The 13,322-nt window shown below is 51.1% G+C and carries 11 protein-coding genes; 5 read left to right on the top strand and 6 right to left on the bottom strand.

Annotation, left to right across the window (positions count from 1 at the left end; translation table 11 throughout):
• Positions 1-42 precede the first annotated feature (42 nt).
• Together lldD and KNV97_RS03820 are read right to left on the bottom strand one after the other, a co-directional pair.
• The gene (gene lldD / locus KNV97_RS03825) at positions 43-1,182 is read right to left on the bottom strand and encodes an FMN-dependent L-lactate dehydrogenase LldD (RefSeq protein WP_136483770.1); all 1,140 of its coding nucleotides are present in this window, start codon (positions 1,180-1,182) and stop codon (positions 43-45) included.
• A gap of 102 nt (positions 1,183-1,284) precedes the next feature.
• A complete protein-coding gene (locus tag KNV97_RS03820) occupies positions 1,285-2,979 on the bottom strand; it encodes an L-lactate permease (RefSeq protein ID WP_218561566.1) in 1,695 nt (564 codons plus the stop codon).
• 271 nt (positions 2,980-3,250) lie between these two features.
• On the opposite strand from KNV97_RS03820, the gene KNV97_RS03815 reads away from it, so the two are divergent.
• On the top strand, positions 3,251-4,150 hold the full coding sequence (locus KNV97_RS03815) for a LysR family transcriptional regulator (RefSeq protein ID WP_218561565.1): 900 nt from the start codon (positions 3,251-3,253) through the stop codon (positions 4,148-4,150).
• Between the two features lie 71 nt (positions 4,151-4,221).
• On the opposite strand, the gene KNV97_RS03810 is transcribed toward KNV97_RS03815, so the two are convergent.
• Positions 4,222-4,716 carry a hypothetical protein gene (locus KNV97_RS03810; RefSeq protein WP_218562127.1) on the bottom strand — a complete coding sequence of 165 codons (495 nt, stop codon included), beginning with the start codon at positions 4,714-4,716 and terminating at the stop codon, positions 4,222-4,224.
• Positions 4,717-4,920: 204 nt separating this feature from the next.
• Between KNV97_RS03810 and KNV97_RS03805 the strand changes: the two genes are divergently transcribed.
• Positions 4,921-7,281 carry a Lon protease family protein gene (locus tag KNV97_RS03805; RefSeq protein ID WP_136483773.1) on the top strand — a complete coding sequence of 787 codons (2,361 nt, stop codon included), beginning with the start codon at positions 4,921-4,923 and terminating at the stop codon, positions 7,279-7,281.
• Positions 7,282-7,365: 84 nt separating this feature from the next.
• Here KNV97_RS03805 and KNV97_RS03800 read toward each other — a convergent pair whose 3' ends face one another.
• Entirely contained in the window at positions 7,366-8,484 is a 1,119-nt protein-coding gene (locus KNV97_RS03800; protein WP_218561564.1) for a mechanosensitive ion channel family protein, read from the bottom strand.
• A 219-nt stretch (positions 8,485-8,703) separates the two neighbouring features.
• On the opposite strand from KNV97_RS03800, the gene KNV97_RS03795 reads away from it, so the two are divergent.
• Together KNV97_RS03795 and KNV97_RS03790 are read left to right on the top strand one after the other, a co-directional pair.
• On the top strand, positions 8,704-9,366 hold the full coding sequence (locus KNV97_RS03795; protein ID WP_136483775.1) for a potassium channel family protein: 663 nt from the start codon (positions 8,704-8,706) through the stop codon (positions 9,364-9,366).
• Complete coding sequence (locus tag KNV97_RS03790) at positions 9,363-10,730, top strand: TrkH family potassium uptake protein (protein WP_136483776.1); 1,368 nt, start codon at positions 9,363-9,365, stop codon at positions 10,728-10,730. Before KNV97_RS03795 ends, KNV97_RS03790 begins: the two co-directional genes overlap by 4 nt.
• Positions 10,731-10,769: 39 nt before the next feature.
• Here the strand turns inward: KNV97_RS03790 and KNV97_RS03785 are convergent, their stop codons facing one another.
• Positions 10,770-11,156 (bottom strand): DUF2850 domain-containing protein, encoded by a 387-nt coding sequence (locus tag KNV97_RS03785; protein ID WP_136484001.1) that lies wholly within the window; start codon positions 11,154-11,156, stop codon positions 10,770-10,772.
• A gap of 436 nt (positions 11,157-11,592) precedes the next feature.
• Between KNV97_RS03785 and ppnP the strand changes: the two genes are divergently transcribed.
• The gene (gene ppnP / locus KNV97_RS03780) at positions 11,593-11,874 is read left to right on the top strand and encodes a pyrimidine/purine nucleoside phosphorylase (protein WP_218561563.1); all 282 of its coding nucleotides are present in this window, start codon (positions 11,593-11,595) and stop codon (positions 11,872-11,874) included.
• Positions 11,875-12,162: 288 nt separating this feature from the next.
• Here ppnP and KNV97_RS03775 read toward each other — a convergent pair whose 3' ends face one another.
• Positions 12,163-13,011, bottom strand: a complete 849-nt coding sequence (locus tag KNV97_RS03775) for a pirin family protein (protein ID WP_218561562.1) — start codon at positions 13,009-13,011, stop codon at positions 12,163-12,165.
• Positions 13,012-13,322: the final 311 nt, after the last annotated feature.

Genomic DNA, 13,322 nt, shown 5'->3' with positions numbered 1-13,322 from the left:
TCAGAGTTACAGGGCCTGAGGTCCTGCAAACTCAGCGTTGAACTAGATTCCTCTGACCAGAGAGTCTTGGGACAGTTCATGGACAGTTTTTGCTCCGGTCAGCGTCATGGCAACCTGCATCTCTTTCTTAAACAGATCAAGCAGATTCTCCACGCCAGCCTGTCCGTGGGTCGCCAGTGCATAAACAAAAGCGCGTCCGAGTAAGGTGCAATCTGCGCCCAGCGCCAGCATACGAACCACATCCAGACCGGTACGGATGCCGGAGTCGACCAGAATTTTCAAATCGCCTTTCACCGCATCGGCAATATCCGGCAGCGCTCGGGCAGTGGAAAGCACACCATCCAACTGACGGCCGCCGTGGTTGGATACCACGATACCATCGGCACCAAAGCGCACCGCATCTTTGGCATCTTCGGTGTCGAGGATACCTTTAATCACCATAGGTCCATCCCAGAAATCTCGTATCCATTCAAGATCTTGCCAGGAAATCGACGGATCAAAGTTGGTACCGAGCCAGCCAATGTAATCCTCAAGTTTGGTCGGTGTACCGCGATATCTGGAGATGTTCCCCAGATCATGCGGTTTACCGTTCAGGCCGACATCCCAGGCCCAGGCCGGGTGAGTCATCGCCTGCATGACTCGGCGCACTGCTGCGTTCGGACCGCTCATACCGGAATGCATGTCGCGGTAACGGGCACCCGGTACTGGCATATCGACGGTAAATACTAAGGTCGTCACTCCGGCCGCTTTGGCACGTTCCAGCACGTTCTTCATGAATCCGCGATCTTTGAGTACATAAAGCTGGAACCACATTGGGCGCTCAATCGCCGGAGCGACCTCTTCAATCGGACAGACGGAAACGGTGGAAAGGGTAAACGGAATACCTTTGTTGCAGGCGGCGGTTGCAGCCTGAACTTCACCGCGCCGGGCGTACATGCCGGTCAGGCCAACCGGTGCGAGGGCGATTGGCATTGCCAGTTGCTCGCCAAACAGTTCGGTCGACACATCGAGTTGTGACATGTCGTTCAGCACCCGCTGACGCAGGGCGATATCAGACAGATCGTCGGTATTGCGTCGCAAGGTATGCTCGCTGTATGAGCCACCATCGATGTAGTGAAACAAAAAGGGTGGCAACTTGGCTTTTGCTGCCGCGCGGTAGTCGGTAGAGGCTGAGATAATCATAAATACATTCCTAACGTTTCAGTCGGACAGGTCAGTCGCCTGTTTCATCATGGCAGGTTGGGGCGTTAAAAGACGGAGACCAGGCTGGTCTCCGCTACACAATTAAGCGGTCATCAGCACATCGGTGACGTGAAAGCCGTAAATCACGATCAGGCCAATAATTCCTGTTACTACAAGGTAGTAGAAAGTTGGAATCACCGTTTTGCGCAGTGTCGCACCTTCGCGACCCAGCAGGCCGACCGTTGCTGAAGCGGCCACGACATTATGGATGGCAATCATGTTGTCGGCCGCTGCACCGACCGCTTGCAGAGCAATCACAGTCACGCTTGAAATGGTCAGCGTGTGCGCCACTTCGAACTGGAACTGGCTGAACATCATGTTGGAAATCGTGTTGGAGCCGGCAATAAATGCGCCCAGAGCGCCAACGGTCGCGCTCAGCGCCGGAAAAGCGTCTCCGACCAGACCCGCGGCGAAATTCGCGGTGGTCACCGGCATACTGGCCAGGTCGGACATATTGACTCCGGAGTTAATGAAGATTCGCACCATAGGAATGGTGAACACCAGTACGAAACCGGCACCGATCAGGGTTTTGCTCGATTCACCCAGTGCCTGCGCCATAGGCTTCAGGCTGCGAGACTGGATAAGTACCGCCAGCAGGGCAGTGAACAGTAGGATGCCACCCGGCAGGTATAAAGGGGCAAAGGAAGCGCTGATACCATTCTCACCCAGAATATTATTGGCATTGATGCTAAAGCTGAGCAGCAGCTGTTTAAATTCCGGGCTGATGCGGCTTAAGACTAGGATCGCAGCCAGCAGCAGATAAGGTGTCCAGGCCAGCATCAGGCCCATTGGTTTGCGTTTTACCTCGTCCAGATCCATTTTCAGCGAACCGAGCCATTCCACCGGCCACTCTTTCTCCGGCATGAAATCCCAGCTGGTTTTCGGCACCAGAAAGCCCTTTTTCGCCGCGGTGACGACGATAGTCAGACCGCAGAGCGCGCCGACCAGAGACGGAAATTCCGGACCGAGCAATACACCGGTTAATGCGTATGGAATAGTAAAGGACAACCCGGCAAACAGCGCAAACGGCAGAATGCTCAGACCCTCACGCCAGCTGCGGTTCTGGCCGAAGAATCGGGTCAGCATCATGGCCATTAACACCGGCATCAGGCTGCCGACACAGGCATGGATTAACGCTACGCTGGCCGTAATCTGCTGCAGGTAAGCCTCCCAGTTCGAGCCATTAGCCAGCAGTGCCTCGCTGATGTTATGGGTATCCAATCCTTTATTGACACCGACCAGAATCGGGGTGCCAACCGCGCCGAATGATACCGGGGTCGACTGAATCATCATTCCCATCAGTACTGCAGCCATGGCCGGAAAGCCGATGGCGACCAGTAGCGGAGCTGCGATGGCGGCCGGAGTACCAAAACCGGATGCCCCTTCAATAAATGAACCAAAGCACCAGGCGATGATGATGGCCTGCACCCGGCGATCCGGTGAGATGTCGGTAAAGCCGTTACGAATTGCGCTAATCGCGCCGGTGTGCTTGAGAGTGTTGAGCAAAAAGATAGCACCGAACACGATCCACAGTACGGTGACCGTGATGCCCAGCCCCTGAAGGACCGAGGCCAGCACGCGGTTGGTGGTCATATCCCAGAAAGTGAGGGCGATGATAATGGTTAGGGCGAAAGCCACAGGCATGGCTTTTTTGGCTGGCCAGTTGAGGCCGACCAGCAAAATGGCCGCCACCACTATCGGTGAAAAAGCCACTAAGGCTAGCAGAGTATCGTTCATGGAGTCCTTCCTTGTCCATGAGCTCCCACACTGGGTGGATTAACGCGTATTGTAGGATACCGGTTATTCCTGACGGGCTGTTGATGAACACGGTGCTGATCGATTCAGTCTTCTCGCTTTCATCGGCTGGTCAGAAGTAAGACGTTAGAGCTCAGGTTGCTAATTTTTATATTTGTGATTGGTTTGTTAATACGGCGTGAATGTACTGCTTTATTTTTTTGCAGTATAGAGAAATAATGAAAATGATTATTTCCAAAAGTTGATAAATAAAATGCGTGCGGATGATTTAATTTTGTTTGCCCAGGTAGTGGAATTGGGCAGTTTTAGCAAGGTTGCAGAACAAAATAACCTTACAAATTCAGTAGTTAGTAAAAGAATGGCGCGTCTGGAAGAGCAGTTGGGCGTGCAGTTATTGTATCGAACAACGCGTAAATTAACCCTGACCGAAGCGGGTAAGGCGCTGCTGGCCAGTGCCAAAAATGTGAAGCAAGCCACCCAGGAAGCCAGTGATGCCGTGGCCGGATTTGGTGAAAACGTCAGCGGGCATATTAAAATGTCGGTGCCGAGTATTTCCGGCGATTTGATCCTGGCGGATGCGGTGGCGGAGTTTTGCAATCTCCATCCGGGGCTGACGGTGGATATGTCGCTCGATAACCGTTTTGTTGATTTGGTTGAAGGCGGCTTTGACCTGGTGATTCGCACCGGTTATCTGGAAGATTCCAGTCTGATTGCGCGTCATATCCTGGATTCACAGTGGGTGGTGTGCGCTTCTCCTTCCTACATTGCCCGCAACGGCAAACTGCACAAACCGGAAGATCTCGTTAATCACAACTGCCTGCAGTACGCCTATCAGACCACGGGAGCCAGTGAGTGGGAGTTCAAGAGCCCGAAAGGGACCTATATTGTGCGGGTGTCCGGAACCTTTTCCACCGATGATGCCCGTGCGCTGCGCAAAGCCGCTCTGGGCGGGCACGGGATTGCTTATGTCCCGCGTTGCCTGGTGTATCACGATTTTCGCAATGGCGAGCTGGTGGATATTTTTCCGCAGCAGGTGGGGAAAAAGCTGGGTATTTATGCGGTTTACCCATTTACCCGCCAGTTACCCAATAAAGTTCGCCTGCTGATTGAGCATATCCGGGCCAGATACCTCGCGATCTCACACTACTTCTGAGTGACTTTATTTACGCTGATATTGAGCTATTGAGCTATTGAGCGGCAGATGGTCAGCCAGTGACCGCCCATTTAGTTGATCATCACCGCCGAGCTGATGCGTTCGCGGTAGGCTTTGAGCTGAGTGAAATAGTGATGGGATTTGGTCAGATGTTCATGTTCCAGCTGCCAGGATGCCTGGCGTTGTGACAGGCAAAACTGTGTCATCTGGTTGAGTAACAGCTCGCTGGACTGATCCAGCACAGCGGCGACCGACTGAATCAGATCGGATTCCTCAATTGAGGTGAATTGCAACAGGGCATAGCAGTTATTGAGCACAGCAAACGCACGTTGCGGATGGCCCATGCTGGTCAGAATCTCAGCCTGTTTGATTGCCGCATCGCGCATGACGCTGATAAGGCAGGCCATCTGGCACGGTTTGGTCGTGGTATTCTGCGCCGCAGTTTGAATATGCTCAGGCAGATAATGCAGCACATCTTCAAACAGAAAACGTGCTTGCGCCCAGTGACCATGTTTGAGCAGATTTTCCGCCTGCTGATAGCTGGTCCAACACTGTTTTATTTCCATCATCACTCTCCGCTTAACTCAACAGTGAACATTTAAATGCAAATAATTATCAATTGCAAATAATTGTTATTATAATTGAGGTCATTATTTGGTTATTATTTGTCCATTCAGGCGTGAATATGGGGTAAGTCACTAAAAAGTCTATGCTTTGCCTCTAAACTTAGGCTACAAAAGAACAAGTATAAAAACCCAAGGAGCGGAGCGATGGCGATTCAAAAACTAGACGCAGCACAGCTTTACCACGTAGCAGAGCTTGAAAAACTGCCTTGTAAATCGACAAAAGAACTGGCTCCCATTGATGAGATTGTTGGTCAGGAACGAGCGCAGAAAGCGGTCGAATTTGCCATGTCTATCAAGGAAAAAGGCTACAACATTTACGCCATCGGGCGAAATGGCCTTGGCAAACGCACCATGATCCTGCGTTATCTGAAACGTCATAAGCACGATGTCGGCCATCTGTGTGACTGGTGCTATGTGGCTAACTTTGAGGATATCCGTACGCCGCGGGTGCTGAAGCTGCCGCGCGGTGTTGGTCAGGCGTTCCGTCAGGACATTGAAAAACTGATGGTCAAACTGATGAACGCGATTCCGCTGGCGTTCGATAATGAAATCTATTTCAGCCGCGCTGAGAAACTCAAGAATCAGCTGGCGCAAAAGCAGCAGACCGAACTGGAAGAGATTTCGCGCATTGCTACCGAGCAGGGCATCAGTCTGACGATTACCTCCCAGGGCGACTATCAGTTTGTCGCCATGAATGGTGATGAGCAGCATACCGAAGAAACCTTTGATGCGCTGAGTAAGAAAGAGCAGGAACAGTTTGGTCAGATCATTGACGAGCTGGAAGTGGCGTTGCGTAATATGGTGCGTCAATTGACCGAGTGGGAAGAGTCGTACAGCGAGAAAATCAAGAAACTTAACGACGATGTCACTCTGGATGTGATCAGCCACTTTATCAAGCAGCTCAAGCAGGATTACAGCCGTTATCCGGAAGTCAAAAGTTACCTGACTGAACTGCAAAAGGACATCGTCGACAACGTCGAGATCTTCCTGGATGAAAGCGGTGAGCAGAGTGAAATTGCCGGTGCAGCGCTGGATAAAAAACTGCCACGTCGTTATAAAGTCAACGTGCTGGTCAGTCGTCAGTCGGAAGAGTTCCCGATGGTGGTCGAGGAGAACCCCAACTATCACTCACTGTTCGGTTACGTTGAAACGGCGACCTATAAAGGTACTGTATTTACCGATTTCTCCTTGATCCGCGCGGGTAGTTTGCATAAAGCGAATGGCGGTGTATTGCTGATGGATGCGGTGAAGGTACTTGAGCAGCCTTATGTGTGGGACGGCATTAAACGGGCGTTGCGCTCGCGTCAGCTTAGTTTTACATCGTTGGAGAAAGAAGTCACCCTGACGGGGACGGTTTCACTCGATCCAGAACCGATTCCGCTGGATGTCAAAATCATTCTGTTTGGTGATTACCGCACCTACGAACTGCTGACTCATTATGATCCTGAATTCAGCGAACTGTTCCGGGTTACGGCAGATTTTGAAGATGAGATGAAGCGCACTGCCGATAGCGAGCTCCATTACGCGCGTTTTATTTCCAGCATAGTGCATGACAACAATATGCTGCACTGTGACCGTAAAGCCATCGCGCGCATTATTGAGCACAGTTCACGCATTACCGGCGATCAAAATAAACTCTCTCTGCATTCGGCTCATATTGCCAATCTGCTGCGTGAGTCCAACTATGTGGCGCGTCAGGCGAATTCGAATATGATTCGCCAGAGCCATGTTGATGAGGCGCTGCATAATCAGCAATTGCGGGTTAACCGGATTCAGGAAGGGGTGATGGAGAGCTTCATCAACGGCACTACCCTGATCCAGACTGACGGTATGGCGGTCGGGCAGGTGAATGCGTTGTCGGTGCTGGCGACCAGCGATCATGCTTTTGGTGCGCCGAACCGGATTACCGCCACTACCTCGTACGGCGACGGCGATATCATTGATATCGAGCGCAGTGTTGATCTGGGCGGCAGCATCCACTCTAAAGGCGTGATGATTTTGTCGGCTTACCTCAACTCGGTATTTGGCCGAACCGCCCGGGTACCACTCACGACCACGATTACGTTTGAGCAGTCCTACGGTGGTGTAGACGGAGACAGTGCCAGCATGGCTGAGTTTTGTGCCATCGTGTCGGCTTTTTCCAAACAACCTAACCGTCAGGAAATTGCGATTACCGGTTCGATGAATCAGTTTGGTGAGGCACAGCCGATTGGCGGAGTGAACGAGAAAATCGAAGGTTTCTTTGATGTGTGTGCAATCAAAGGTCATCATGCCGGGCAAGGGGTGATCATCCCGCGATCCAACATGCATAACCTGATGCTGCGTGCCGATATCGTCAAAGCTGTTGAGAAAGGTGAGTTCAATATCTGGGCGATTGAACACGTGACCGAAGCGATTGAGTTGTTTACCGGCAAACCTGCCGGGGTTGCAACCGAAGACGGCAGTTATCCGGTGGATACGATTTTTGGTTTGGCACAAGCTAAGTTGAATGCGTTACGTAAGTAATCACATTTTGATGTGATTGCCAAAATCGCCCCGGCTAGGGGCGGTTTTTTGACCTGCATACTGATAAGGCCGAAATGCTCCGGTTTAACGCGTTTCTGCTACCGAGCCCCGCAATACCTGGTCGGGTTGTGGCGACTGCCTGCCGGGATCAATCATCAGGGTACGGGTCGGGAAGGCCACATCGGCACCGTGCTGGCGTACAATCGCCATCACCTTCAACAGCACATCCTGCTTGACTTCATGGAAGCGAATCCAGTTGATGGTTTTGGTAAAGGTATAAATAAAGAAATCCAGCGAGGACGCCCCAAAGCTATTGAAATTGACGATCAGGGTTTGTTCTGCATCGATATCTGGGTGATTTTGCAGCATGTCACGAACATCGTTGATGACGCGTTCCATTTTGTCGGCATCCTGGTAACGCAGCCCTATGGTCTCATGAATACGGCGGTTGAGCATCCGGGACGGATTCTCGACCACAATGTTGCTGAACACCGAGTTGGGCACATATAAAGGACGCTTATCAAATGTGCGGATGATGGTCATGCGCCAGCCGATACGCTCCACGGTACCTTCAATCTGGCGATCCGGAGAACGAATCCAGTCGCCGACTTTAAACGGGCGATCAAAATAGATCATCAGTCCGCCAAAAAAGTTCGATAGCAGGTCTTTGGCCGCCAGACCCACCACCAGGCCGCCGACTCCGCCAAAGGTCAGCAGGCCTTTAAGGCTCAGTCCGAATGCCTGCATAATCGACAACAATCCCGTCATAATAAACAGTAATCGCACCACTTTCGATACCGCTTGTACCGTCGTTTCATCATGGACGCGTTGCACAAGCAGGTGACGTTCGACCTCACCGACCAGACGCAGCAGAATCCAGACAAAAATGGCAATCAGCATCAGTTTTTTGCTGTTTTGCAGCCAGTTGAATTTGGTCTGGAAGTGGTCATCCAGCAGCAACCCGAGTGAAATCGTGCCTGGCCAGCACCAGATCAGGGTACTGATGGGAGTTTTCAGGGAGTGCAGCAGCAGATCATCCCAGTGAATCCGGGTTTTCTCAGTCAGGTTAAACAGGTAGCGGTAAGCCAGGCGCCATATCCCCCAAGCCAGAAAGCTGGCTAGAGTGATCAGTAGTACGCTGTTGTCCCAGTCTTTCAGATAAGGGGATTGTTCAAAGCGCAGGATTAGTTCGTCAATGCTCATGAGAGTGCTTGTGTGAGTAAAATTGAAAGGAAAGTTTTGCCGCACAAACTACCAGAAAAGCTCGTCATTCTCTATACATGACATGCAGCGGACATTGTGGTTATGCTGAAGATTGGTATATAACTTTGGTATGTAAAATGAACAATTTAGCTTTTTAGCACTCTCTAGTTTTGGCAGAAAGAAAACTTTGCATGACGTCGATGGGCATAAGGGAGCGGAATGAAAATTCGTGATAAACAGTTTGCAGTGATAGGACTGGGGCAATTCGGTCTGTCGGTGTGTGAGGAGTTGATGGAAGCGGGAGCTCAGGTACTGGCGGTGGATATTGATGAAGACAAAGTCAAAATGGCGCTCAATTTTGCCACGCAGGCCATTGTTGCCAACTGTACGATTGAAGAAACGGTGTTTGAACTCAAACTGAAAGAGTACGACATGGTGCTGATTGCGATTGGTGAAGACATCAACGCTTCCATTCTGACGACATTAGTGGTCAAGGAATCCGGCGCCAAATCGGTGTGGGTGAAGGCGAACGACAAGTATCATGTCAAAATACTGCACAAAGTCGGCGCCGATCACGTGATTATGCCTGAACGGGACATGGGCATCAGGGTTGCGCGTAAGATGCTGGATCGCCGGGTGCTGGAATTTATCGAACTCGGTAGCGGTCTTGCCCTGACCGAAGTGGTCATTGGATCTCAGATGATGGGTAAAAGCATCGGTGATATGCCGGTTTATCATCAAAAAGGCATTCAGGTGCTGGGATTTAAACGCGGACCGGAAGTGACTTGCTCTCCTTCACTGGATACTGTGCTGGAAATCGGCGATATGTTGATCGTAGTCGGCCCGCAGCAAACCCTGACTAAGCAGTTGCAGAACTTATGATACCGCACGAACGCAGCGGGATATTCTATACCCCGATTCAGGACAAAAAACGGCGCCAGGGCTCGGAGCCGAAAATCATTCTGCTCAGCTTTCTTTCGGTGTTACTGCCGGCGGCCGTGTTGCTGACGCTGCCGGTGTTTTCTAAAACTGGCCTTAGCTTTACCGATGCTCTGTTTACCGCGACTTCCGCGATCAGCGTGACCGGTCTTGGTGTGGTCGATACCGGCTCTCATTTTACGCTGGAAGGCAAGATTCTGCTGATGCTGCTGATGCAGATTGGCGGTTTGGGGCAGATGACATTGTCAGCCGTACTGCTTTATCTGTTTGGGGTGCGACTGAGTCTCAAGCAACAGGCGATTGCCAAAGAAGCGCTCGGGCAGGATCGCTCGGTTAACCTGCAGCATCTGGTTAGGCGAATTATTATTTTTGCGTTGATTGCCGAAAGTATCGGGTGGCTGCTGCTGTGCTGGTATTGGGTGCCGAAAATGGGCTGGGCAGAGGGCATGTTCTATGCGTTATTTCACGCGGTATCGGCGTTTAATAACGCCGGTTTCTCGCTGTTTTCAGACAGCATGAGTGCTTATTCCGGTGAGCCGATGCTGCTGCTGACACTGGCTGGACTGTTTATATTCGGCGGATTGGGATTCACTGTGGTCGGCGATTTGTGGATGCATCGCCGCAACGGCTGGCGTTACTTTAGCCTGCATACCCAGATTATGCTGGCGGCGACACTGCTACTGCTGGTCGCAGGTACCTTGTTGTTCTGGCTGCTGGAGCACAACAATCCGGCGACAATGCAAAGTTTGCCGGTCTGGCAACAGTGGCTCGCAGCCTTCTTTCAGTCCGCGACGGCGCGCACCGCCGGATTTAATAGTATCGATGTGGCGCAGCTCACTCAGCCGGCGATGCTGATTATGATCATGCTGATGTTGATTGGTGCCGGTTCAACGTCAACCGGCGGCGGGATTAAAGTCTCGACGTTTGCCGTTGCGGTGGCAGCGACCTGGGCATTCTTGCGCCAGAAGAAACACGTGGTGATGTTTCAGCGCAGCGTGAACTGGCCAACAGTGACTAAATCGCTCGCCATCATTGTGGTGAGCGGAGCCCTGCTGACCGTGGCGATGTTTTTACTCATGCTGACAGAGCAGGCCAGTTTTGAACAGGTGCTGTTTGAGACGATATCTGCCTTTGCGACAGTTGGGCTTAGCGCTGGATTGAGCGCTCATTTATCCGAACCGGGTAAGTACATCCTGATTGTGGTGATGATTATCGGCCGTATTGGTCCGCTGACGCTGGCTTATATGCTGGCCCGCCCGCAGGCAAGTCTGCTCAAGTATCCTGAAGACGACGTGCTGACCGGCTAAGCTCTGTTTACGCCGGGAGTTAGGAGCGCCTGCGCTGTTTCACTCTGCACTGAAATGCTCGGACAGTGCGGCGCGGCGCACCTGACCGCCGACCTGTTCATCGCTGACGGTGTGTTCATAGCCTTGTTTGATAAGGCGCTGGGCAGGCAGGTCGGGTTTGAGACGCTTGAGCTGAGGTGAGTTAGGGGTTCCAGCCATCTGATAAAGGCTGACACCACCGCCGGTTTTGATTGAGATGGTTTTACCATCAAATTCAAATTGGGTGCTGACCATACGGCCGTTACGAAATACGCCCTGATCGTTGAGGGTCAGAACTTCCGTCTGGTAGGGCGGCGTACCGATTTCGATCCAGGTGCCGTAAACGTGGCTCTGATCGACATAATCACGGTAACTGACCAGGATCAGAGCGGCGAATCCACCCGCCATGGCACACAGCGTGAGCCAGAAAACTGCTTTGGTGGCTATACTGCCAAAGCGCGACCCGGCAGGGCTGCTTTCCGCTCGATTTCCTTGATTACCTGCCGCCACGCTGTTTACTCCCGTGTTGACTCTGTTTGAAGAAATATCCTTAAATTCAATGTGAGATAGAGTGTCTGAGCGTCTGTTGCAGCGCAAATTCCTCACATCAAAGCTTGATCCTTATTCCAAATTGTCCGCTATGGTATGCCGTAACGGCTTAATACCCTGGGTTAACTTACCTGCACATCTTAGGTGACGTATCTGGCCTAGCCTGTTTTACGCTGTAGTGATGGCAGCCGACTGTTATAAAGCATGGTTTACATCTTGTGTAATGGTCAAACTTAGGTTAAAAACAGTCAGCTAACACAGGTTAGTGATGAATACACTTTGACAAGGAAAAAAAATGATTAAGGAAAACACCTATTTCGACGGGAATGTAAAATCTCTGGCTTTTGAGCAGGAATCCAACACCATCAGTGTGGGTGTGATGTCTGTCGGTGAGTACACGTTCGGCACAGGTGCGCCGGAACGTATGACAGTTGTGAGCGGTGCGCTGACGATTAAACGTCCCACGGATGAAGACTGGCAGACCTTTAACGCAGGCGAGGCGTTCGATGTTGAAGGTGATTCATCGTTTGATGTAAAAGTGGCAACCACTACCGCTTACTTGTGTGAATACCTGTAATAAGTCGTTGGTGGGTAGCGCTTTGCGGATGCTGCCCGCTGGCCATCGATTGGCGTGTCCTGTTTATCGTGACGACCCCGTCAGGCACAGAAGTTAGCGCCAATAAAAATGCCACACTCGCAATGAGTGTGGCAAAAACAAAAAGGAATGGCAGTGGATATTCACTTTTTGTGTCGAGAGCTGAAACCTTACAGGCTCGGCAAAACAGTCAATCAGAACATCGTTTAATCACTTGCGCGGTGAATCACTTATTCGGTCAATCAACGTCCGGGTTGATTGATGCCCCGGTTAATACGTCTCAAAGATGCCGCTATTGTAATCGTTAATCGCTTGCTCAATTTCATCGATGCTGTTCATGACAAACGGACCGTAATGGACCACTGGCTCATGAATCGGCTCACCATAAAAAATCAGTGCGCCGCTGGCTTGCATGGCTGCCAATTCTGCATGATTTCCATGTGTTAATATCGCCATTTCACCTTGCTTGACCGGATGACCATCAATATTAATCACTCCTTGGTAGACATACACCATCATGTTGTAGGTCTCAATGGTACGCATGGTCAGTGTATGGCCTGTCCCTGCACGCCAGTCTGCGACGGTTGCCGGTACACCGGTTTGTGTCAGTGGCCCCTGGAGTTGGTCACCATTAGCATTGATATCCCCGGCTAATACGCGTAGTACGCCAAGTGTCTCTGTAGTATGTTCAGTGATGCTTTCCGGCTGAAAATCATGGTAGCGAGCCGGGATCATCTTGTCGCGAGCCGGCTGGTTAATCCAAATCTGGAAACCGTGCAGATCGCCGTTTTCCATAATCGGCATTTCGCTGTGAATCACACCGCGTCCAGCCGCCATCCATTGTGCGCCGCCGCTGCGAAGCTCGCCGACATTGCCCATATGGTCACGATGCTGAAAGTGGCCCTGCATCATATAAGTCAGGGTTTCGATACCACGATGCGGGTGTGGTGGAAAACCACCAACATAATCGGCGCGGTCATCGGATTTCAGTTCATCTACCATCAAAAATGGAGAGAAGCTCGCGTTGTTAAATCCTGCGACACGACGAATTTTGACGCCGTCACCGTCTGAGGTGGCTTGTGCAGGGATCAACTGTCGAATGGCTCTTGCTTTACTCATGGTTCTTCTCCGTTGGTAGAACATGGGGCAATTGTAGTGCAGTGCACTAGAAAGAGGAGTCTTCACAGTTGAGGCAGTCATTCAATATATTTGAACAACTTTGTGATTTGTACGGATTTCTGTCTCTCAACTATACTTAGAACAGCGGTTTTTTAAGCACAGAATAGGTTTTACGTACAAGAATAGGGTCTATTAACGTGGCTGTTTGGTGAAGCGCCAAGCCCTGAAAGCCCGTGATACTTGTGGTTGATATTTTGCGTGTCATCACGCGTTGTCGCGCCGTTTTGATAGTCAAAGATTTGGACTTAGTT

Origin of the sequence: Vibrio ostreae, assembly GCF_019226825.1 — a bacterium.
GTDB classification, from domain to species: Bacteria; Pseudomonadota; Gammaproteobacteria; order Enterobacterales; family Vibrionaceae; genus Vibrio; species Vibrio ostreae.
The sequence above is the reverse complement of the archived record's forward strand: the minus strand, read 5'-3'. Positions and strand labels throughout refer to the sequence as shown.